This is a genomic window from Bradyrhizobium sp. OK095, assembly GCF_900109945.1.
GTDB lineage: Bacteria > Pseudomonadota > Alphaproteobacteria > Rhizobiales > Xanthobacteraceae > Bradyrhizobium.
The window spans coordinates 342,277-362,706 of record NZ_FOBX01000009.1; the positions used below are offsets into that span (position 1 = coordinate 342,277).

Here is a 20,430-nt window from a genome sequence, read left to right on the forward strand (position 1 = left end):
GGTCAGCGGCTCCCGATCTGACGGCTGACACCACCGAAGATTTCGGCGCAGACGAGGCCGGCCAGCGTCACCAGCACGATCACGCCGGAGACGGCCGCGACGCGCACATCGAGGCTGCCTTCGAGGATGGCCCAGAGCTTGATCGGCAGGACCTCGGTGCGTGCGTCGGCCAGGAACAGCGACACCGGCACATTGTCGAACGACGTCAGGAACGCCACAAAGCAGCTCGCAACGATGCCGCGCCGGATCAGCGGCAGCGTGATCCGGCGAAAGGTGTACCAATGGCTGGCGCCAAGGCTGAGTGAGCAGGTGATCAACACCGGATTGAGCTGCTGTACCGACGCGCCGACCATCCGGATCACGAAGGGCACGCAGATGATGGTGTGGCCAAGCACCAGCGTCCCCGCCGACAGGCGGATACCGAGCAGGTTGAACACCAGCAGCAGCGACAGGCCGAACGCCATCGCGGGCAGTACCATCGGTGACATGAACAGCGCGTCGAGGGCGCGCGCGATCCTCAGCCGGCTTCGCGCAAGCCCGAGCGCAGCTGCGCCGCCCAGCACCGCGGAGAGAATCGTCGCAGCAGCCGCGACCTTGAGGCTGGTCAGCGCAGGCGCGATGATCTCCTGCGATTGAAGCAGCTCGACATACCAGTGCAGCGACCAGCTCGGCGGCGGAAACTTCAGCGTGATGCCGCCAGTGAAGGAAATGATGACGACGACCAACGTCGGTGCCAGCAGCAACAGCATGCCGAAGCCGGTGAGCGCGCCGACGATGCCGGAATAGAGGCGGTCGATGAAGCTACGCTGCATCGACGCCTCGCAAATAGCGGCGAGACAGCGCGCCGATGGCAAAGACGACGCCGGTCACCGCCAGCGTGAAGATCAGCGACAGCGCGGCCGAGAACGGCCAATCCTGCACGCCGACCGCCTGCTGATAGATATAGGACGGCATCAGGATGATGCGTCCGCCGCCGACAAGGGTCTGCGTGATGAAGGCGGTCGCGGCTGCGGCGAAGACGAGCAGCCAGCCGGCGATAGCGCCCGGCAACGTCAGCGGCAACACCACTGTGAAGAAAATGCGGGCACGGCTTGCACCAAGTCCTTCCGCGGCCCGTGTCAGGTTGCTATCGAGCCGCAGCAGGCTGTTGATGACAGGCAGCGCCATCAGCGGAAGCTGGATCTGGGTCAAAGCCAGGACCATGCCCTCCCAGGAGTAGAGCAGCCGGGCCGGCGCCTGCCAGAACCCGAGCGACAGCATCGCCGAGTTGATGATGCCGTCGCGGCCGAGGATGACGATCCAGGCAAAGGTACGCACCACCGTGCTGGTCAAGAGCGGCAGCATGATCAGGAAGGTGATCAGGGTGCGCACGAACTGGCCGCTCGCGACATAGACCAGCGCGAGCGGATAGGCGAGGATCAGCGTCGCCAGCGCGACCTCCGCGCCCAGCCATAGCGTGTCCGACAGCACTTTGAGGCTGAATGGATCGGACAGGAATCGCAGATACTGGACCAGCGACAGGCCCGAAAATTCTGGATCGCGGAACAGGCTGACCAGCACGAGCGCGGCCAGTGGCAGCACGAAGGCGGCCAGGAACAGCGCTGCCAGCGGAACCACCGGCAGCAACTGTCTTGATGCACTCGTGCCGGCCGGTGTCATCTAGATCTTCACTTCCTTGCTGAAGCGGGTGATCCATTCGCCGCGCATCGCCTGGAATTTTGTCCAATCGAGCAGCACGTTGTTGGCGACGAGATCGTCGACGCTCTTGGCGACGGTGAGGTTGGCGCCTGATAGCGCCACCTTGCCGTTGGTCGGCATCATCACCCAGGGCGCGGCCTCGAGCCCTTTCTGCGTGTCGACCGACATCACCGTATCGAGATAGTCCAGTACCGCCTTCGGGTCCTGGTTGTTTTTCACGATCTGCGCGCTTGTGCGGATCACGACGGCGCCGGATTTCGGCTTGGCGAAGGCGATGTCGACGCCCTTGGCGGCGAGCAGTGCCACGTTGTTCCAGAAGTTGAAGGCGATATCGATCTCACCCTGCTGGAACAGCGCGGCCAGCGCGCCGGGCGAGGCCGCGATCGCGCCGACGTTCGGCAGCAGCTTCTTGATGGCTTCGAATGCCGGCTCGATATTGGTCTCGGAGCCGCCGTTGAGCTTTGCGATCTCGACCATGAAGGCGGTGCCGAGGCTCGAACCGAGCCCGGTGATGCCGACGCGCCCCTTATATTCCGGCTTCCACAGATCCTCCCACGAGGTCGGCGGCGTCGTGATCTTCTTCGGATTGTAGGCGATGCCGATCAACTGACAGGTGATGACAGGCGCGTAACCGTCGGGATGACGGAATGCGCTCGGAATGTCGGCGTAGGACTTCGACTGCTCGACGGGGAATTTTTCCAGGACGCCGCTTGCGATCGCCGGGATCAGCGGGCCCTCGTCGAACAGCACCACGTCGAAGGGCGGGGCGTTGCGCGAGGCCTGGATCTTGCCGATCTGGTCGACGCCGAGCAGCGGCGTGAAGGTGACCCCGCCGTCGCTCGTCTTCTTGAAGGCCGGTCCGACCACGGAGCGGAAGGCTTCGTCAAAGCTGCCGGGATAGGTCGTCGCCACGATCGAACTAGCGGCGCGCGATGATGTCGGCCATCCGAGGCTAGCCGCCGCAAGCGCGGCCGAACCTGAGGTGAGCAGCGATCTCCGGGATAGGCTCATGTCAAACACTCCTTTGCTGATGTTTTGAAAAGTCGTCGACCGGCGTGCTGAAAATGCTGACGCGCGAGGTGTCGGAGATCGCGAGCCATGCGATTTCTCCCACCTGCGCCTTCGCGATGCCGGCGGCGCGGGCCTGACTGATCTTCACGGCCTCGCCGCTCGTGGTGACGCCCTCGGTGACGCTGACGGCGCCGAGCGGCACGGTGGCGCGGATCGTGACGGGAATTGCACCAGGGCGTTCGGCACCGAACGCGATGTTCTCCGGCCGCACCGAGATCGTGACCGGCGTGCCGCGCCGGCGCTGTGCGGAGCGGCCTAGGTCGATCTCGGGACCTGCATCCAGCAGCACGCGGTCCGCCTCGGTGACGGTGCCGCGCAGCAGATTGGTGTGGCCGATGAAGCTCGAGATGAACAGGCTCGCCGGGCGGTCGTAGAGCGCATCCGGGCTGTCGATCTGCTCGATGCGTCCCTTGTTGAGCACGACGATGCGGTCGGCCATCGACAATGCCTCCTCCTGGTCGTGCGTGACGATGATGGAGGTGACGCCGAAGGTCTTCAGCAGGCTCTTGATCTCGATCTGCATGTCGAGGCGCAGATTCTTGTCGAGCGCTGAGAACGGTTCGTCGAGCAGCACGAGGCCCGGATCGATCGCGAGCGCACGCGCCAGCGCCACGCGCTGCTGCTGTCCGCCGGACAGCTCTCCCGGAAGCCGTCGCGCGAACGCCGCCATCTGGGCGAGGCCGAGCATCTGCTCGACCTTCGCGGTGACCTCGGGCTTCGCAGTCTTGCGTGCCCGTAGTCCGTAGGCGACGTTCTCGAACACGGTGAGATGCGGAAACAGAGCGTAGTTCTGAAACACCATGCCGATGCGGCGGCGATTGGCCGGGATGTGCTCGACCCGCGCGCCGTCGAAGCGGACTTCGCCTTTGGACGGGCGCAGGAAGCCGGCAATGATCTGGAGCATCGTGGTCTTGCCGCAGCCGGACGGACCGAGCAGCGCGATCAGCTCGCCGGCTGCAACAGTGAGATTGATCTCGTCCAGCGCGACCGTCGCGCCGAAGGCGTGGCCGATGCCGTTGAGATCCAGCGAATGTCCGCGCACGTCACTCAACGCCAGCTCCATCGTTCGCGTTGTCCTGCGCGAGGGAGTTAGCAATCGTCGTGCCAGCAAGGTCATCGCGCTAAGCCCTTGCTAATACTTAACTAGTTTTTAGGCGCCAAAAATTGGCGCCAATTTATTGTCTATATTGTAAACAGTTGGTGTTCTGGTTTGTATAAAAAATGGGCTGCGGCAACGTTGCAGAATCCTGTAAAAACGATGCATGAAGCGAAGCCGCCCCCTCAAGCGCAAGCTAAAGCGTTCCGAGCCGAAACGTCCCGAGCCGGATGCCGTCGATCCGCGCAGCATCGACGATGATCCGGTGGTTCAGGGCATTTTGACCGCGATCAGCCAGAAGCGCCTCAAGCCCGGCGCCAAGCTCGGTGAGGACAAGCTCGCCGCGGCGTTCGGCACCACACGGATTCATATCCGCCAGGCGCTCGCGCATCTCGCCGCGCGCAAGGTGGTGATGCAGATCCCCAACCGCGGCGCCTTCGTGTACCGGCCGAGCTGGGAGGAAGCCCTGGACATCTTTGCCGCGCGCCGCCTCATAGAGACGGCCACCGTCGCCGCGGCGATCGACCGGCTCGACAAGGCAGGCAGGGCCGAGCTGAAAGCGCATATGGAGCTCGAGGCACGCCACGATCGCAACGACCGCTGGGCCTCGCTGTCGCTCACGGCGGACTTCCACATCCTGGTCGCCAAGCTCGCCGGCAACCAGGTGCTGCTCGACATGTCGCGCGAGTTGATGCTGCGGACCTCGCTGGCGATCGCGACGTTCGAGCAGCCGGGCGAACCGGACTGCTCGCCGGACGCGCACCCCGACATCGGGGCGTTGATCCTGGCGCGCGACAAGGCCGGCGCAGTCCATGCCATGCGTCATCACATCGAGGAGATGGAGCAGCGGATCAGGCCGACTGAAGGCGAGGACGAGGTCGACGAGCTCACCGCGATCTTCCAGGAGATCGGTGCGCGTGCGCGGGCGGGCGGATAATATGGCCGGCCGCCGTATCCTCCTGATCAATCCGAATAGTAATGAGGCGACGACCGCGATGATGGTCGCTATCGCGAAGTCTGCGGCCGGCGCTGGCCTCGACGTCGTGGGCGCAACGGCAACGCGGGCGCCCCAGATGATCGTGTCGGCGGAGGCGCTCGATGCGGCTGCGCGCGAGGTCGAGGAGATTGCGCTCGCGCGCTGCGGCGAATGCGACGGCATCATCGTCTCGGCGTTCGGCGATCCCGGCCTCGCCGGGATCAAGACAACGCTGAATTTGCCGGCGGTCGGCATCGGCGAATCCGCGATGCGTGAGGCTGCAGAGAACGGCCGCCGCTTCGGCGTGGCAACCACGACCCCGCTGTTGGAAGCGAAGATTGACGCACTGCCGGAAGCATTGGGATTGCGATCGCATTACACCGGTACGCGCTTCGCCGATGGTGATCCCACGGCGCTGATGCGCGATCCGGCACGGCTGCGCTCAGCGCTCGCGGGGGCGGTCGAGGCCTGCATCGCGCATGACGGAGCCGAGGCCGTGATCATCGGCGGCGGGCCACTGGGCGAGGCTGCGCGTGAACTGCAGCCGATGTTCACCGTTCCGATTATCGCGCCGATCCCGTCTGCCGTGGCGCGGATTATTCGCCTCATCGCGGCGCGCGCTGGCAATTGATATTCCGGCCTGCGGGACCGGTCATGGCGACCGGCTTTCCCGCCCTTGACGACTACGGCTAAAGTGAAGAAGCAGGATGATCGAACCTGCCGACCCGCGCGTTGTTGCGCGGCATGGAGACGCCGCATGTCGTTCAAGAAGCTCCTGATCGCCAACCGGGGCGAGATCGCCATCCGCATCGCACGCGCGGCGGCCGATGCCGGCATCGCAACGGTTGCGATCCATCCGGCGGACGACGCGCTGTCGCTGCATGTGCGCGTCGCCGATGATGCGGTCGAAATTCCCGGCCGCGGCGCGCGGGCCTATCTCGATATCGAGGCCGTGGTGAAGGCGGCGAAGGCGGCCGACTGCGATGCCGTGCATCCCGGCTACGGCTTTCTCAGCGAGAATGCGGCGTTCGCAAAAGCCTGCGCCGACGCAGGCATCATTTTCGTCGGGCCGAAGGTGACGGCGCTCGAACTGTTCGGCGACAAGGTCGCGGCACGGCAACTGGCAAAGCGCTGCGGCGTGCCGATCATCGCCGGCACCAGCGGGCCGTCGAGCCTCGAGGAGATCACGGCGTTCTTTATCTCGCTCGGCAACAATGCGGCGGTCGTGATCAAGGCGATGGCCGGCGGCGGCGGTCGCGGCATGCGGGTCGTCGAGAAGGCTGCCGATCTCGCGGAAGCCTATGCGCGCTGCCAGTCCGAGGCCAAGGCGGCGTTCGGCTTCGACGGCGTCTATGCCGAGCGGCTGATCCGGCAGGCGCGCCACATCGAGGTGCAGATCATCGGCGACAAGCACGGCGCCATCTCTCATCTCTGGGAGCGCGAATGCACCATCCAGCGCCGGCATCAGAAGCTGGTCGAGGTGGCGCCGAGCCCGTCGCTCAGCGAGGCCCTGCGCGGCCGCATCATCGAGGCGGCGAAGCAACTCGCCACGGCCGCTGCTTACGACAATCTCGGCACCTTCGAGTTCCTGGTCGACGGCAGCGCCGACGACAGTTTTGCTTTCATCGAGGCCAATCCGCGGCTCCAGGTCGAACACACCGTCACCGAGGAAGTCCTTGGCCTCGACCTCGTCCGCGCCCAGCTCGCGGTCGCCGCGGGGCACTCGCTGGCCTCGCTCGGCTTGACGCAAGGATCGATCCCGAAGCCGCGCGGCTATGCCATGCAGTTGCGCGTCAACATGGAGACACTGGACGAAACCGGCGCGACGCATCCGACCGGCGGCGTGCTCGCATTGTTCGAGCCGCCGTCGGGGCCGGGCGTGCGTGTCGATAGTTTTGGCTATGCCGGCTACAAGACCAGCGCCGCTTTCGACTCGCTTCTCGCAAAGGTCATCGTGCATACGCCCGGTGATGCCTGGCATGACGTGGTTGCAAAAGCCTCGCGCGCGTTGCGCGAATTCCGGATCGATGGCGTCGTCACCAACATCGCCTTCCTCCAGGCGGTGCTCGCCCATCCCGATTTCAGGACCAACCGCATCGCGACCGACTTCATCGATCGCAACATCGGCAAGCTGGTCGAGGCGGCAGATGGCGCGGCCAAGCCGCTCTATTTTGCGGCGACCGAGCGAAGCGGCGGTCACAGCACCGAGGCGCACGTCGCGCAGATCGTGCCCGAAGGCGCGGTGATGGTCGCGGCGCCCCTGCAGGGCACCATCGTCACCATTCAGGTCAAAGAAGGCGAGATCGTGCGCCCGGGCCAGCAGCTCGCCGTGATCGAGTCCATGAAGATGGAGCATCTTGTCATGGCCGAGCAGGGCGGCCGCGTGATGAAACCCGTCGCCAGCGATGGCGTCACGCTGATGCATGGCGATCCCATCATGTATCTTGAGCCGCTCGACGTTGCGGCCGACGCGTCGGCCGCGGAAGCCGACATCGATCTCGACCACATCCGCCCCGATCTCGCCGAGCTGATCGCGCGCCAGGCCAATACTCTGGACCGGAACCGGCCGGCCTCGGTCGAACGCCGCCGCAACACCAATCAGCGCACCGCGCGCGAGAACGTCGCGCAATTGGTCGACGAAGGCTCGTTCATGGAATATGGCAGCCTCGCGATCGCCGCGCAGCGCCGCCGGCGCAAGGTCGACGATCTCATCAAGAACACGCCGGCCGACGGCCTCGTCATGGGCGTTGCCACCGTCAACGCGGAGAAGTTCGGGCCCGAGAGCGGCCGCTGCATCGTCGTGGCCTATGACTACACCGTGCTCGCGGGCACGCAGGGCCATATGAACCACAAGAAGATCGATCGCATGCTGACGCTTGCGGAAGACTGGCGCGTGCCGCTGGTGTTTTATGCCGAGGGCGGCGGCGGCCGGCCCGGCGACACCGACCGGCTCGGCATGACCGGCCTCGACGGCCCGTCCTTCGTGCAGTTCGCAAGGCTCTCCGGCCTCGTGCCTGTGATCGGTGTCGTCTCCGGCTATTGCTTTGCCGGCAATGCCGCAATGCTCGGCTGCTGCGACGTCATCATCGCGACCAAGAACGCCTCGATCGGCATGGGTGGCCCCGCCATGATCGAAGGCGGCGGGCTTGGCGTCTATCACCCGGCCGAGGTCGGCCCCGTTACGTTCCAGTCGCCAAATGGCGTCATCGACATCCTGGTCGAGGACGAGGAGGAAGCCACATCCGCCGCGCAAAAATATCTGTCCTATTTCCAGGGCGCGGTGAAGGATTGGGAAGCCGCCGACCAGCGCCTGCTTCGCCGTGCCATCCCCGAGAACCGCCTGCGTGTCTACGACATCCGCTCCGTGATTGATCTCGTCGCGGACAAGGATTCTGTACTGGAGCTGCGCCGCGACTACGGCGTCGGCATGATCACTGCTCTGATCCGCATCGAAGGCAAGCCGCTCGGGCTGATCGCCAACAATCCGCGCCATCTTGGCGGCGCGATCGACGCGGACGCCGGCGACAAGGCCGCGCGGTTCCTCCAGCTCTGCGACGCCTTCGATCTACCGATCGTCTCGCTCTGCGACACACCGGGCTTCATGGTCGGCCCCGAAGCCGAGAAGACCGCGATCGTGCGCCACGTCTCGCGCATGTTCGTGACAGGCGCGAGCATCACCGTACCCTTGTTCGGCATCGTGCTGCGCAAGGGTTATGGGCTGGGCGCGCAGTCAATGATCGGCGGCGGCTTTCACGCCTCGTTCTTCACCGCGGCCTGGCCGACCGGCGAGTTCGGCGGCATGGGGCTCGAAGGCTATGTCCGCCTCGGCTTCCGCAAGGAGATGGAGGCGATCGCCGACCCCGAGGAGCGCGAGACCTATTACCGCAACAAGGTCGCCGAGCTCTACGCCAACGGCAAGGCGGTCTCGATCGCCTCGGTATTCGAGATCGACAACGTCATCGACCCCGCCGAGACGCGGCGCTGGATCATGGCGGGTCTGCGCTCGGTGCCGAAGCCGCCGGCGCGGACGGAGAAGAAGCGGCCGTGCATCGATACGTGGTGAGCGCAGTGCAGCAAGCCTGCGTCCCGGTTCCCGATTGACATCCTCGCCTGTGGTGCCAGACTTTGCACAATAATACAGGGTGGAGACGTCCGCGATGGCCAGCCTTTCGGCCTCGAACCATGTCGCCCGTGTCTTGTCCGTCGCCAATCAATTGGCCGACGTCGACGCCTCTTCGCGCATCGCCAATTCCTGGCGGCGCTGCCTGATCGGCCACAAGCTCGATCCCGCCCGTCAGGGCCCGCCGCAGACGCTGACCGAAGCCGAAGTGCGGCATGTTGCCGAGCCGATGGAGGAGACGATCCGGCTCGCAATGCCCGAGCTCGACGGTCTCGCCCGCGTGCTGCGTGACGCCGGCTATTGCGTCAACCTTGCAGACACGAACGCGACCATGCTGTTCAGCCGCCTGCCGGCCGAAGCCGACGCAAAAATGTTCATGGACTGGAAGATCTACACCGGCTCGAACTTCGCCGAGACGTTTGAGGGCACCAACGGGCTCGGCACTGCGCTGGCCGAGCAAAAACCGATCCTGGTGCATCGTGACGAACATTTTCGCGCGCAATGGCACATGTTCTCCTGCGCCGTGGCGCCGCTGTTCGACCATGCCGGGCGGCTCGCCGGTGCGGTCAACATCACCTCCTGCCGCGGGGATCTGGAGCGCGGAGCGCATCAGCTCGCGCTCGCCGTGACGATGGAAGCGACGCGGCGGATGGAGGGTGCGATCTTCCGCGGCCACTTCCGCGACGCCTGGATCGCGACCGTGCCGGGCGATGGCGGCAGCGGTTTGCTCGCCTATGACGACGACCGCCGCATCGTCGGCGCCTGCCGCTCGGCGCGCGCGCTGCTCGGCCTCACCGACGGGCTGATTGCGTCCGGCATCGACCTGTCGCGCTATATCGAGATCGACCATTCACGTCATGCCGACGAGATAGTCGAGCTGCGCCGCACCGATGGCCGTTCGTTGGGCCGGGGCCATGTCGCTCCGCCGCTGCGCGCAAAATCCTTCGCGCTCCGCCGTGACGCACCCGTCGATCGCTTCGATGCGCTGTGCAAGCTCGCGGGCCAAGATCCCGGGCTAGTCAAAAGCGTGAAGCGGCTGAGGAGCATCGGCGATCACAATCTGCCGGTGCTGCTGCATGGCGAGACCGGCGTCGGCAAGGACGTGTTCGCGCGCGCCATTCATGCCGCCAGCAACCGCGCGCTCAAAAATTATGTCGCGCTGAACTGCGCTGCGATGCCGGAGAGCCTGATCGACGCCGAGCTGTTCGGCTACGAGGCCGGCGCCTTCACCGGCGCCCGGCGCGACGGCTCCAAGGGCCTGATCGCGCAGGCCGATGGCGGCACGCTGTTTCTCGACGAGATCGGCGACATGCCGATCGCGCTCCAGACGCGCCTCTTGCGCGTGCTGGAGAACCGCGAAGTCTGGCCGCTCGGCGCGTTGAAACCCGTGCCGGTCGACATTCGCCTGATCAGCGCCACTCATCGCGACCTCGGCCGCATGGCGGAAGAGGGCACCTTCCGCACTGATCTCTATTTCCGCCTGCGCGGCATGGAAGTGCGTTTGCCAGCGTTGCGCGATCGCGCGGACCGGGATGACGTCATCCGCCAGATCGCGAGCGAAGAGGCGCCGAATTGCCGCTTGTCGGAGGAGGCGTGGTCGCTGCTCTCGGCTTATCCCTACCCCGGCAACATGCGCCAGCTCCGCCACGTGCTGCGGCTCGCCGGCTGCACGGCGGAGGATGGCGTCATTACGGATGCCGATCTCGATTTGCCGCCGTTCGGCGGAAGGGCGGAGCCGGATCTCGAAGCGGCCGAGCGTGCGACGATCGTCGAGGCGTTGCGCAAGCATGGCGGCAACGTCACGGAAGCAGCACGTGCGCTGAAGCTGAGCCGCGCGACGCTGTATCGGAAGATCAAGCAGTTGAAGGTCGAGACGGCACAGTAGCTCGGTCTCTTCCCCTCTCCCCTTGTGGGAAAGGGTGGCTCGCCGCGATAGCGGCGAGACGGGTGAGGGGTTCTATCCGCGAACTCGTCTCCACATCTGTGCGTGCGGACGGAGACCCCTCATCCGGCGCTTTGCGCCACCTTCTCCCACAAGGGGAGAAGGGAAAGCAGCGAGCTTGGAGCGCGGACTTACGAAAAATCCGTCCAGCTCAGATGCCGCGAATCGAGGTCGCCGACTGAAACGGTCTCGCGGATCTCGTGGGGCACGTGGAAGCTGCTGCGCAGATACACGAGCGGCGCGGCTCCATCGGAATGCGATATGCCACGCACCTCGCCGACGAAAATCGAATGCGTCTTCGTCTCGAACTCCTGCGCCAGCACGCAGTCGAACGCTGCTACCGCATCCGTCAGCACCGGTGCACCCGTCTCGCCGCGAGTCCACTGCCCGAACGCAAAACGGTCGTCGCCGTTGACGCCCTTCTGGCCGCTGAAGGTCAGCGCCAGCAGCGCGTGATCCTCGTGCAGGAAATTGATCGCGAAGGCGCCTTCCTCGCGGATGCGGGCGTGTGCGCTGGCGTTGCGGTTGACGCAGACGATCAGCGACGGCGGATTGTCCGACAGCGAGCAGGCCGAGGTTACCGTCAGCCCGGTACGCTTGCCGTGCTCGGCGCCGACCGTCACCAGCGCGACCGCGCCGGCGCATTGGCGCATCGCCTGCTTGAAATCCTTGGTGTCGACACTCACGCCAAAAATCTCCGAAATGAATGCGGGGGCGGCAGGTTCGCGCCGCACCCGCACTCCCGTCAAGCCGCCTTCCTTGCGGAGCCGAGATGCTTCAGGCGCGGCATCACCTCGTTGCTGAGCAGCGATAGCGAGTGGCGCCAGGCTTCGGCCTTGTGCTTGTAGTCGAAGCCGAACACCAGCAGCACGCCGAAGCCGCCGACCTCGTGGTAGATCTTCTCGATCTTCTCGGCGACCGTCGCGGGCGAGCCGACGATCCAGTTCCGCTTGGCGCAATATTCGACTGTCACATCGCTATCGGGCACATCAGGCGCGTGCTTCAGATAGTCCTTGAAACCGAAATGGCCGAGCAGCGGCAGGAAATACTCGCCCATCATCCGGCCCATCATGTCGCCGGTCGAGAGCTTCCAGGCCTCTTCATCGGTATCGGCGACGAACACCTCGCGCACCAGCCGCCAGTCCGCGCGGTTCGGCTTGCGGCCGGTTTTCGCGGCGCCGATCTCGACCGAGTCCCAATGGCTGCCGACATAGGCCGGATTGAGGTTGAGGCTCATCGGGATGAAGCCGCGCTCGCCCGCGAGCTTCAAGGTGTCCGAGTTCTTGGAGAGCCCGGCAACGCCGATCGGCGGATGCGGCGTCTGGAGCGGTTTGATGTGGGGTTTCAGGAAGTCGAACATCGTGTCCGGCTTGGTCACCGTCCAGAACTTGCCCTTGTAGGTCCATGGCGCGGGATCGCTCCACATCTTCAGGATGATCTCCAGCGCTTCGCGCGTCATGTCGCGGTTTTGTCCGCTCATGCCGTCGACGTTGAACATCGCCCAGTCGCTCGGCAGGCCCGAGGCCGCGACGCCGAAATTGAGCCGGCCCTCGGAGAGATGATCGAGCATCGCGACGCGGTTGGCGAGCTCGGCCGGATGGTGATAGGGCAGCAAAAAGCCGCCCGGCCCGATGCGAATGTTCTTGGTCTGCATCAGCGCCTGCGCGATCAGAAGGTCCGGCGTCGGATTGGGTTCCCACGGCGCGGTGTGGTGCTCGCCGACCCAGGCCTCCTGATAGCCGAGCTCGTCGAGCCAGCGCATGACCTGCAGGTCCCAGTCGTTTCCTTCCTTCAGACCGCACTCCGGCGGATGCGAAGGCATCGTGAAATAGCCGATCTCCATGGGTTTCCTCATCTGATGTTGACGCGTCTTGTAGCGCGTTGCTGGACTTGAACAGGACAGTTTTAGCAAGCGGTGTGCCAGCGCAGACAGCGCCCCAGACCTGCGAGAAAAGGCTGGTTTGGGGTGGCAATAGCCGATATCCCGGGGCAGATTTGCGCAGCGCCGTCTCATTGTCGCGAGACGGTGTCTTGCCGGTGAGACCAAAGGATACGCGTTGAAATGACCGAACCCGCCTATGTCGCCGTTGACTGGGGCACCAGCAGTTTTCGGCTGTGGCTGGTCGACCGCGCCGGCCAAGTGCTGGCGGAGCGTCGCAGCGATGAGGGCATGCTGGCGGCGGCCAAGGCCGGCTTCGCTGGTGTGCTGCAATCGCATCTTGCCGCGATCGAGGCGCCCGCTCATCTGCCCGTTCTCGTCTGCGGCATGGCCGGCGCCAAGACCGGCTGGGTCGAGGCCGGCTATGTCGACACACCGGCGCCGCTCTCAGTCGTGCTGAAGCAGGCCGCGCGCGTGCCGGGCGAGGCGCGTGACATCCGCATCCTGCCCGGCATCGCGCAGCGCGACGTTAGCGCGCCGGACGTGATGCGCGGCGAGGAGACGCAATTGCTCGGCGCGCTCGGCCTCGAGGCCGCCGGCGAAGCGCTGGTCTGCATGCCCGGCACCCATTCGAAATGGGTGCACGTGAACGACGGCACGGTCGCGCATTTCTCGACCTTCATGACCGGCGAGCTCTTTAGCGTGGTCTCGCGCGAGACGATCTTGTCGCTTGCGGTCGCCGGCGCGGCTGAGGCCGAAGATGTCGCGAGTTTCAAGACGGCCGTGAAAGCCGCGTTTGAGGCGCCGGCCTTCGCAGCCAATTTGCTGTTCGGTGCGCGGTCGCGGCAATTGCTGTTCGGCGGCACGCCGGCCGCCGCGCGCGAAACGCTGTCGGGCACGTTGATCGGCGTCGAGCTGGCGGCCGGTCTCTCCGACAGTGTTCCGAAGTCGGGCATCACGCTGATTGCCTCGGGCCGGCTTGCGATCCTGTATCAGCATGCTTTTGACGGGCTGTCGGTGGCCGTGAACCCGATCGATGCCGATGAAGCCGTCCGCCGCGGCCTGTCGATGGCAGCTGCGGCGATTTGGACGAAATAGAAGGATTCTTGAGATGACCGTTCCCTTTCCGCCGATGAAGCGTCCGCTGGTCGCGATCCTGCGCGGCGTCAAGCCGGAGGAGATTGAAGCCATCGTCAGCGTGCTGATCGATGCCGGCATGACCGCGATCGAGATTCCCCTGAACTCGCCCGATCCGTTCCGTTCGATCGGGGCTGCCGTGAAGCTCGCGCCGGCCGGTGTGCTGATCGGCGCCGGCACGGTGCTCGCCACCGCGGATGTCGATCGTCTCAACGACGTCGGCGGCAAGCTGATGGTTTCGCCGAATGTGGATACGCAGGTGCTCACGCGTGCACATCAGTACGCCATGGTGACGTTGCCGGGCGTGTTCTCGCCGACCGAGGCGCTGCTTGCCGCGCGCTCCGGCGCATCGGGCCTGAAATTCTTTCCGGCAAGCGTGTTAGGTGCGTCCGGCATCGCCGCGATCAAAGCCGTGCTGCCGGCGGGCGTGATGATCGCCGCGGTGGGCGGCGTCTCCGACCAGAATTTTGCCGAGTACATCAAGGGCGGCGTGACGGCGTTCGGGCTCGGCTCCAGCCTCTACAAGCCCGGCATGAGTGCCGCCGATGTCGCCGCGCGCGCGAAGGCGACGATTGCGGCCTACGATCGGGCGATTGCGAAAGACTGATCCGGCAATAAACAAGCCGTGATGCGGTCACGGTCGCGCGTTATCCTATCTTGCTGCACCAGCGAGATCAGGAGACCGACATGGCGATCAACAATGTGGCCGATTTGTTCGTGGCAACGCTCGAACAGGCCGGCGTCAAGCGGATTTACGGCATTGTCGGCGACAGCCTGAACGCGATCACCGAGGCGCTGCGCCGTCGCGGCACCATTGAATGGATCCACGTCCGGCACGAGGAGGTCGCGGCGTTCGCGGCGGCCGGCGAAGCCGAAATGACCGGCAGCCTTGCGGTGTGCGCGGGTTCCTGCGGTCCCGGCAATCTGCATCTCATCAACGGCCTGTTCGACGCGCATCGCAGCCGTGTTCCCGTGCTGGCAATCGCTGCGCAGATTCCGTCGGCCGAGATCGGCGGCGGCTATTTCCAGGAGACCCATCCGCAAAACCTGTTTCGCGAATGCAGTCATTATTGCGAGATGATCTCGGATCCGAGCCAGCTGCCTTTCGTGCTGGAAAACGCGATCCGCGCGGCTGTCGGATTGCGCGGTGTCGCGGTCGTCGCGATGCCCGGCGATGTCGCCTTCCGCAGCCCCCCGAAGCGCGCGCTGTCGACGACGCGCGGTCTCGCGTTGGCGGCGCCGAAGGTCGTGCCCGATAGCGATGAATTGAAGGCGCTCGCGGACCTCCTCAACGGCGCCGAGCGCATCACGTTGTTCTGTGGCCGCGGCTGTGCCGGCGCGCATGCGCCGCTGATGCAATTGGCCGAAGCCTTGAAGAGCCCGATCGTCCATGCGCTCGGCGGCAAGGAGCACGTCGAATACGACAATCCCTACGATGTCGGCATGACCGGCTTCATCGGCTTCTCCTCCGGCTATGCCGCGATGCATGCCTGTGACGCGCTGGTGATGCTCGGGACTGATTTCCCCTACAAGCAGTTCTTCCCCAGTGATTGCCAGATCGCGCAGATCGACATTCGTCCGGAAAATCTTGGCCGCCGCGCCAAGATCGACCTCGGCCTCGTCGGCGACGTTAAGCTGACCATCGAGGCGCTACTGCCGTTGCTCAAGACCAAGACGCAGCGCAAGCATCTCGACGATGCCATCGCGCATTACAAGAAGGCGCGTGAAGGTCTCGACTCGCTTGCCAAGGGCACGCCGGGCAGCAAACCGATTCATCCGCAATATCTGGCAAAAATCATCAGCGACCATGCCTCTGACGATGCGGTGTTCACTGCCGATGTCGGCACGCCGACGGTGTGGGCTGCGCGCTATCTCGACATGAACGGCCGCCGCCGTCTGATCGGCTCCTTCGTGCACGGTTCGATGGCCAACGCGATGCCGCAGGCGATCGGCGCGCAGGCCTCGCAGCCCGGCCGTCAGGTCATCTCGCTTTCGGGCGATGGCGGCTTCACCATGCTGATGGGCGATCTCATCACGCTGACGCAGATGAAGCTGCCGGTGAAAATTGTCATCTTCAACAACGGCGTGCTCGGCTTCGTCGCACTGGAGATGAAGGCCGCCGGCTTCGTCGACACCAATGTCGACCTGGAGAATCCGGATTTCGCGGCGATGGCGCGCGCGATGGGCATCTTCGCCAAACGCGTCGAGGACCCCGGCGAGCTTCCCGGCGCGATGAAGGAGATGCTGGCCCACAACGGCCCGGCGCTGCTCGACGTCGTCACCGCCAAGCAAGAGCTGTCGATGCCGCCGACGATCACGACCGAACAGGTCAAGGGCTTTAGCCTGTGGGTGCTGCGTGCGGTGATGAGTGGCCGTGGCGACGAGGTCATCGATCTCGCGAAGACGAACCTGCTGTCGCGCTAACCCCGCTTCACCGACGGCAATGGCAACCGCTCGTGGCGGCGCTGGAAGCGCTGCCAGTGCAGCACGATGCCGATCAGCACGGCCGGGACGAAGCCGAGCACGATCAGCCAGTGCGGCAGCTCCTTCGGCGAGATGAAGGCGATCGCGATGTCCGAGATCAACCAGAGCGCCGCGAACATCACCGCGAAATCCGTGCGCGGGCAACGCAGATAGTAGAACACGGCGGTGATGACGATGGCGGGCCCGATCGCAATGCCGATCAGTATTGCCGTCAGCTCTTTCGGCGTCAGCGCGTCGAGCACCAACGACGCCAGCAGCCAGAGCGCGGCGAACATGGCGATGATGTCGAGCGGATGCCGCAACCCAATACCTCTCGCGAAAATCGCGCTATCGTTGTGTCGGGAACTCCGGCCGTCAAGTAAAATACGCCTATTCCTCGTCGTTTCCAGGCGTCGGACGCAGCATGAAATGGCCGAAGGCGGTGGCGATCGGCTTGTCGGCATCATCCTGCCAGGCACGCGCCTCGAAGGCGACGATGCGCCGGCCCTGCTTCACAATCGACACGTTGGCGAAGGTGTCGAGTGCCCGGCCGGAGCGCAGATAGTTGACCGTGAGTCCGATCGGCTTGGGCGGCGCGGCCGCGCCGAGCTCGCGCGCCACCCCGATGACGGCCGTGGTCTCGAGGAACGCGCCGGTCATGCCGCCATGGATCGCGGGCAGGATCGGATTGCCGATGATTTTTGGCGAGAACGGCATCGTCAGCGTGCCGTCCTGGTTGAGTCGGATGCCGAGGCAGCGCGCGAACGGGCTGTGCGCGAACGGGCCATCCGGATCCTCCGGCGCCTCCAGGGTCGGGATATCAGGCGAATCCATTCTGCGGTCGGCGAGCATGTTGGTGCGGTTGGCGCCGATCATGAAGCAGGCGGTTGCGGTTGCGACCGGATCGTCCTCGGATTCCTGATAGGCCGTGGAGCGCACGAACGCGATCGAGCGCGTGGTGCGGTAGCAGACCGAATGCGCCTTGATGTCCAAGCCCGGCGTTGCCGGCTTCTGATAGTCGATGCGCAAATCCAGGGTTGCGATTGCGCGCGTGCCGTCGAGCGCAAGTTGCACCGCCATGCCGCAGCTCTCGTCGAGCATCGCGGTGACGACGCCGCCGTGCAGAACGCCGGTCTCGGTGTCGCCGACGAAGACCGGACGGTAGGGCAGGCTGGACCAGGCTTCGGCAGGTGCGAATCGGTCGAGCTGGAGCCCGCTGATATGGCCGTAATCGGAGCGGCGGCCTTTGATGGCCTCGGCGAGTTCCTCGAAGGGAAGCGTGGTCGGAGAGCTGGACATGGCAAGGTTCTAGACCAGTGTCGTGCGTTGCGCAAAACCCGGAATGGGCCTCGCGCGGCAGGTCTGCCGCGGCCGGATTGGCCTCGACAGGGCAGGCCGAAGCAACGATGGTGGGCGCTTCGTTTGCCGACCAGCCGTCAGGAGCGCCCATGGCCGACCCCGAAACACCCGCCACCACCCCGGGGCCCGTCACGATTTCCAGCTCGAGCTCGGAACGGGCGCCGATCATCTATTTCGACGGCGCATCCTGCTTCGGCCACCACAACGGCGCGATCCAGATCGAGCTCGCCGCAAATCTCCTGATGCCGGTCGGCGCCGCCGTCAGGGTCGACGTGGTCCAGACCGCGCATCTGCGTTGCAGCGTGGCCGCCGCGCTGGCGTTGCGCGAAGCGCTCGACAAGGCGCTCGCGATGTTCAAACAGGGCCAGCATCAGCCGGCGGAGGAGATTCCGGCGATGAAGAATTGAAGCGGCTGCACCTCGACACCTGGAAAATGGCCAGTCGCGATCGACTTGGGGCAAGCGCCGGGACACCGGCAGCGTGTGACGTTGTCAAGCCACTACCGTGGGCTCCCAGGCTACGTTAGTCTCCGATGGAAGACCCGCGGACTGGAGGCTCTCGTGCCGGATGAGGAACACAGATCTAGCGCGCCGTTCTGGCTCACATCACCTTTGCTGTTGACCTTGGTCGGTCTGATCGGAACGGGCACCGGCGCAGTCTTGCAAGGCTTTTGGAATACGAGACTCGAGCGCGAGAAGTTCGAATTCTCGTTGATCGCAAAGGCGTTGGCGGTTCCCAATAAAAACGAGGCCGCGCAAAATCTCAAATTCCTGGTCGACGCCGGGCTGATCAACCAATTCAACTCAGAAAAAATAGCTAAGCTGGCCGCCAATCCGACAGCGCTCCCGGACTTCCTCGGCCTGTCCGGAATCATCCCAGTGCGGCAAGGAAAGATGGTCCTATCGCGTATTGGCACCTATCAAGGTGCAATCGACGACGAGTCGAACGATGCCTATCGCAAAGCGATCATCGACTTTCAAACATCGCAGAACATGATTCCCGATGGATTGATCGGGCCCATGACCTTCGAACGAATGAAAAGTGAGTACACGAAGGCAACGGGCACTTGGCCGCCGGCTGAGACCCCCAAGCCAAAACCATAAGCAGGCTTCCGCTCACCCGTTCGTCACATGCACCTTCGGCTTCTTGCCGCCGTTCCACTTGCCGTCGAGCGCGCGCTCGATCTGGGCGGCGAGTTGCAGCAAGAGTCCGTCATTGGCCTGCTTCCCGATCGCCTGAATGCCGAGCGGCAAGCCGTGATCCTGAGATGCCATCGGCATCGAGATCGCGGGCATGCCGCAGAGATTGGCAAGCGGGGTGAAGGCGAAGAAGCGCCAGAGATGGCCGAACCAGTCGAGCACATCAGGATTGTCGGAGATGGTGAGGTATTCCCTGGTGCCGACCTTCGGCGTCGGCAACGCCGTGATCGGCGTCAGGATGACGTCCCACTGCTCGAAGAACGCGCCGAAGCCGCGCGAGGTCGTGTTGAAGACGCCCTGCATCTTGGCCCGCTCCGCGAAAGTCGCATGGCGGCCGGCTTCCCAGATCCGGATGTTCATGGGCTCGATCAGATCTTCCGGCGGCTTTTCCAGCCCGCGCGCGGCGAGCATGTTGGAGATCACCACCGCGAAATTCGAGATGTAGCACATCGTCTGCGCCTCGAACGCGGCACGGAAGTCGAGCTCGGGCAGCGCGTAGTCGACGTGATGGCCGAGGCCTTCGAGGAAACGGCCCGTCTTTTCCAGCTCGGCTGCGATCTCGGGCGTCGCAGTGTAATCGCCCCAGGTGTGCGACAGCGCGATGCGGAGCTTGCCCGGATCGCGCTTGATCATCTCCGAATAGGGCTGCGCCGTGGTCCAGAACGGCATGAACTCGCCGGGCGCAGGTCCCCTTGCATGATCGACGAAGGCGGCGGTGTCGCGCACCGTGCGCGACTGGCAGCCCTGGATCGAGACGAGGCCGGTGAGGTCGGACATGTGCGGGGCGAGCGAGAACACGCCGCGCGAGACTTTCAAGCCAATATTGCCGTTGACGCCGGCGGGAATGCGGATCGAGCCGCCGCCGTCGGTCGCATGCGCGATCGGCACCACGCCGGCGGCAACCATCGCGGCGCTGCCCGCGGACGAGCCGCAGGTGGTGTAGTCGGTATTCCAGGGATTGCGCGTGACGTAGACGGCCGGATTGTCGGCCGAGCTGCACACGCCGAATTCCGGCGTCGTGGTGCGCCCGATCAAATTGAGGCCGGCCTGGCGGAATTTACCGGTCAGGAATGTGTCGGCGCTGGCGCGATTGCCGCGCATCAGCAGCGAGCCCATCTCCTGGAGCCGGCCCTTCATGGTCGGCCCCAGATCCTTCATCAGGAAGGGCAGGCCCGCGAACGGGCCGGCGAGGTTGGCGCCGTCCTTGGCGGGATCGGCGATCACGTCCTCGAACAGCTCGACCACGCCCGACAGCGCCGGATTGACCTTGGCGACCGCAGCTGCGGCCTGGCGGGCCAGTTCCTTCGCCGTCAGCTCGCCCTTGCGGACGCGTGCCGCGAGGCCAACGCCATCGTGCTGCGCCCATTCATTCCAGGTCATCGGCAAAGTCATGAAATCAAGATCCCCTCAGGTGCGGCGCCACCTTTTTCGCAAGGGCCCGCGTTTATCAACTGAGCCGGCGCGAGGGGCAGGGTTGCGCCGGGCGGAGA

At 64.8% G+C, this 20,430-nt stretch carries 18 protein-coding genes; 9 read left to right on the top strand and 9 right to left on the bottom strand.

All coding sequences use genetic code 11. The annotated features are described in order from the left end of the window. Nucleotides 1-2: 2 nt before the first annotated feature. From BMW89_RS24905 to BMW89_RS24920, 4 genes are read right to left on the bottom strand one after another with little or no spacing between them, the layout of a single operon-like run. Nucleotides 3-812 carry an ABC transporter permease gene (locus BMW89_RS24905; protein ID WP_092029661.1) on the bottom strand — a complete coding sequence of 270 codons (810 nt, stop codon included), beginning with the start codon at nt 810-812 and terminating at the stop codon, nt 3-5. After that, complete coding sequence (locus BMW89_RS24910; RefSeq protein WP_092029662.1) at nt 802-1,659, bottom strand: ABC transporter permease; 858 nt, start codon at nt 1,657-1,659, stop codon at nt 802-804. The genes BMW89_RS24905 and BMW89_RS24910 overlap by 11 nt, the downstream gene beginning before the upstream one ends. Next, nucleotides 1,660-2,709 (bottom strand): extracellular solute-binding protein, encoded by a 1,050-nt coding sequence (locus tag BMW89_RS24915; RefSeq protein ID WP_092029663.1) that lies wholly within the window; start codon nt 2,707-2,709, stop codon nt 1,660-1,662. It abuts the gene before it with no gap. Between the two features lies 1 nt (nt 2,710). Beyond that, nucleotides 2,711-3,832: an ABC transporter ATP-binding protein gene (locus tag BMW89_RS24920; protein WP_092029664.1), complete on the bottom strand. Its 1,122-nt coding sequence runs from the start codon at nt 3,830-3,832 to the stop codon at nt 2,711-2,713. A 199-nt stretch (nt 3,833-4,031) separates the two neighbouring features. Between BMW89_RS24920 and BMW89_RS24925 the strand changes: the two genes are divergently transcribed. The 4 genes from BMW89_RS24925 to BMW89_RS24940 all read left to right on the top strand — a co-directional run bounded on the left by BMW89_RS24925 (nt 4,032) and on the right by BMW89_RS24940 (nt 10,846). Then, the gene (locus BMW89_RS24925; protein WP_092029665.1) at nt 4,032-4,802 is read left to right on the top strand and encodes a GntR family transcriptional regulator; all 771 of its coding nucleotides are present in this window, start codon (nt 4,032-4,034) and stop codon (nt 4,800-4,802) included. Nucleotide 4,803: 1 nt separating this feature from the next. After that, complete coding sequence (locus BMW89_RS24930) at nt 4,804-5,472, top strand: aspartate/glutamate racemase family protein (protein WP_092029666.1); 669 nt, start codon at nt 4,804-4,806, stop codon at nt 5,470-5,472. 126 nt (nt 5,473-5,598) lie between these two features. Further along, nucleotides 5,599-8,904, top strand: a complete 3,306-nt coding sequence (locus BMW89_RS24935) for an acetyl-CoA carboxylase family protein (protein WP_092029667.1) — start codon at nt 5,599-5,601, stop codon at nt 8,902-8,904. A 94-nt stretch (nt 8,905-8,998) separates the two neighbouring features. Further along, nucleotides 8,999-10,846 carry a sigma-54-dependent Fis family transcriptional regulator gene (locus BMW89_RS24940; RefSeq protein WP_177196287.1) on the top strand — a complete coding sequence of 616 codons (1,848 nt, stop codon included), beginning with the start codon at nt 8,999-9,001 and terminating at the stop codon, nt 10,844-10,846. A 188-nt stretch (nt 10,847-11,034) separates the two neighbouring features. Here the strand turns inward: BMW89_RS24940 and BMW89_RS24945 are convergent, their stop codons facing one another. Next, nucleotides 11,035-11,589, bottom strand: a complete 555-nt coding sequence (locus BMW89_RS24945) for a flavin reductase family protein (RefSeq protein WP_092029669.1) — start codon at nt 11,587-11,589, stop codon at nt 11,035-11,037. 59 nt (nt 11,590-11,648) lie between these two features. Further along, nucleotides 11,649-12,746 carry an LLM class flavin-dependent oxidoreductase gene (locus BMW89_RS24950; protein WP_092029670.1) on the bottom strand — a complete coding sequence of 366 codons (1,098 nt, stop codon included), beginning with the start codon at nt 12,744-12,746 and terminating at the stop codon, nt 11,649-11,651. Between the two features lie 219 nt (nt 12,747-12,965). On the opposite strand from BMW89_RS24950, the gene BMW89_RS24955 reads away from it, so the two are divergent. The 3 genes from BMW89_RS24955 (at nt 12,966) to poxB (ending at nt 16,343) form a co-directional block, all read left to right on the top strand. Then, nucleotides 12,966-13,880 (top strand): 2-dehydro-3-deoxygalactonokinase, encoded by a 915-nt coding sequence (locus tag BMW89_RS24955; RefSeq protein ID WP_092029671.1) that lies wholly within the window; start codon nt 12,966-12,968, stop codon nt 13,878-13,880. A 13-nt stretch (nt 13,881-13,893) separates the two neighbouring features. After that, a complete protein-coding gene (locus tag BMW89_RS24960) occupies nt 13,894-14,526 on the top strand; it encodes a 2-dehydro-3-deoxy-6-phosphogalactonate aldolase (protein WP_092029672.1) in 633 nt (210 codons plus the stop codon). An 80-nt stretch (nt 14,527-14,606) separates the two neighbouring features. After that, nucleotides 14,607-16,343 carry a ubiquinone-dependent pyruvate dehydrogenase gene (poxB, locus tag BMW89_RS24965; RefSeq protein ID WP_092029673.1) on the top strand — a complete coding sequence of 579 codons (1,737 nt, stop codon included), beginning with the start codon at nt 14,607-14,609 and terminating at the stop codon, nt 16,341-16,343. On the opposite strand, the gene BMW89_RS24970 is transcribed toward poxB, so the two are convergent. Further along, nucleotides 16,340-16,705 (bottom strand): hypothetical protein, encoded by a 366-nt coding sequence (locus BMW89_RS24970; protein WP_177196288.1) that lies wholly within the window; start codon nt 16,703-16,705, stop codon nt 16,340-16,342. The two genes, poxB and BMW89_RS24970, sit on opposite strands and share 4 nt — an antisense overlap. 67 nt (nt 16,706-16,772) lie before the next feature. Next, nucleotides 16,773-17,681 (bottom strand): PaaI family thioesterase, encoded by a 909-nt coding sequence (locus tag BMW89_RS24975; protein ID WP_092029674.1) that lies wholly within the window; start codon nt 17,679-17,681, stop codon nt 16,773-16,775. A gap of 149 nt (nt 17,682-17,830) precedes the next feature. Between BMW89_RS24975 and BMW89_RS38025 the strand changes: the two genes are divergently transcribed. Together BMW89_RS38025 and BMW89_RS24985 are read left to right on the top strand one after the other, a co-directional pair. Continuing rightward, on the top strand, nt 17,831-18,148 hold the full coding sequence (locus BMW89_RS38025; RefSeq protein ID WP_177196289.1) for a hypothetical protein: 318 nt from the start codon (nt 17,831-17,833) through the stop codon (nt 18,146-18,148). Nucleotides 18,149-18,301: 153 nt separating this feature from the next. Continuing rightward, nucleotides 18,302-18,844, top strand: a complete 543-nt coding sequence (locus BMW89_RS24985) for a peptidoglycan-binding domain-containing protein (protein ID WP_143062821.1) — start codon at nt 18,302-18,304, stop codon at nt 18,842-18,844. 12 nt (nt 18,845-18,856) lie between these two features. Here BMW89_RS24985 and BMW89_RS24990 read toward each other — a convergent pair whose 3' ends face one another. Next, nucleotides 18,857-20,332 carry an amidase gene (locus BMW89_RS24990; protein ID WP_177196290.1) on the bottom strand — a complete coding sequence of 492 codons (1,476 nt, stop codon included), beginning with the start codon at nt 20,330-20,332 and terminating at the stop codon, nt 18,857-18,859. Nucleotides 20,333-20,430 lie beyond the last annotated feature (98 nt).

What these genes read in the sequence shown, in the direction of transcription:
- BMW89_RS24905 (WP_092029661.1), bottom strand. Translation starts at nt 812, where the DNA reads ATGCAGCGTAGCTTCATCGACCGCCTCTATTCCGGCATCGTCGGCGCG.
- BMW89_RS24910 (WP_092029662.1), bottom strand. Translation starts at nt 1,659, where the DNA reads ATGACACCGGCCGGCACGAGTGCATCAAGACAGTTGCTGCCGGTGGTT.
- BMW89_RS24915 (WP_092029663.1), bottom strand. Translation starts at nt 2,709, where the DNA reads ATGAGCCTATCCCGGAGATCGCTGCTCACCTCAGGTTCGGCCGCGCTT.
- BMW89_RS24920 (WP_092029664.1), bottom strand. Translation starts at nt 3,832, where the DNA reads ATGGAGCTGGCGTTGAGTGACGTGCGCGGACATTCGCTGGATCTCAAC.
- BMW89_RS24925 (WP_092029665.1), top strand. Translation starts at nt 4,032, where the DNA reads ATGAAGCGAAGCCGCCCCCTCAAGCGCAAGCTAAAGCGTTCCGAGCCG.
- BMW89_RS24930 (WP_092029666.1), top strand. Translation starts at nt 4,804, where the DNA reads ATGGCCGGCCGCCGTATCCTCCTGATCAATCCGAATAGTAATGAGGCG.
- BMW89_RS24935 (WP_092029667.1), top strand. Translation starts at nt 5,599, where the DNA reads ATGTCGTTCAAGAAGCTCCTGATCGCCAACCGGGGCGAGATCGCCATC.
- BMW89_RS24940 (WP_177196287.1), top strand. Translation starts at nt 8,999, where the DNA reads ATGGCCAGCCTTTCGGCCTCGAACCATGTCGCCCGTGTCTTGTCCGTC.
- BMW89_RS24950 (WP_092029670.1), bottom strand. Translation starts at nt 12,746, where the DNA reads ATGGAGATCGGCTATTTCACGATGCCTTCGCATCCGCCGGAGTGCGGT.
- BMW89_RS24955 (WP_092029671.1), top strand. Translation starts at nt 12,966, where the DNA reads ATGACCGAACCCGCCTATGTCGCCGTTGACTGGGGCACCAGCAGTTTT.
- BMW89_RS24960 (WP_092029672.1), top strand. Translation starts at nt 13,894, where the DNA reads ATGACCGTTCCCTTTCCGCCGATGAAGCGTCCGCTGGTCGCGATCCTG.
- poxB (WP_092029673.1), top strand. Translation starts at nt 14,607, where the DNA reads ATGGCGATCAACAATGTGGCCGATTTGTTCGTGGCAACGCTCGAACAG.
- BMW89_RS24975 (WP_092029674.1), bottom strand. Translation starts at nt 17,681, where the DNA reads ATGTCCAGCTCTCCGACCACGCTTCCCTTCGAGGAACTCGCCGAGGCC.
- BMW89_RS38025 (WP_177196289.1), top strand. Translation starts at nt 17,831, where the DNA reads ATGGCCGACCCCGAAACACCCGCCACCACCCCGGGGCCCGTCACGATT.
- BMW89_RS24990 (WP_177196290.1), bottom strand. Translation starts at nt 20,332, where the DNA reads ATGACTTTGCCGATGACCTGGAATGAATGGGCGCAGCACGATGGCGTT.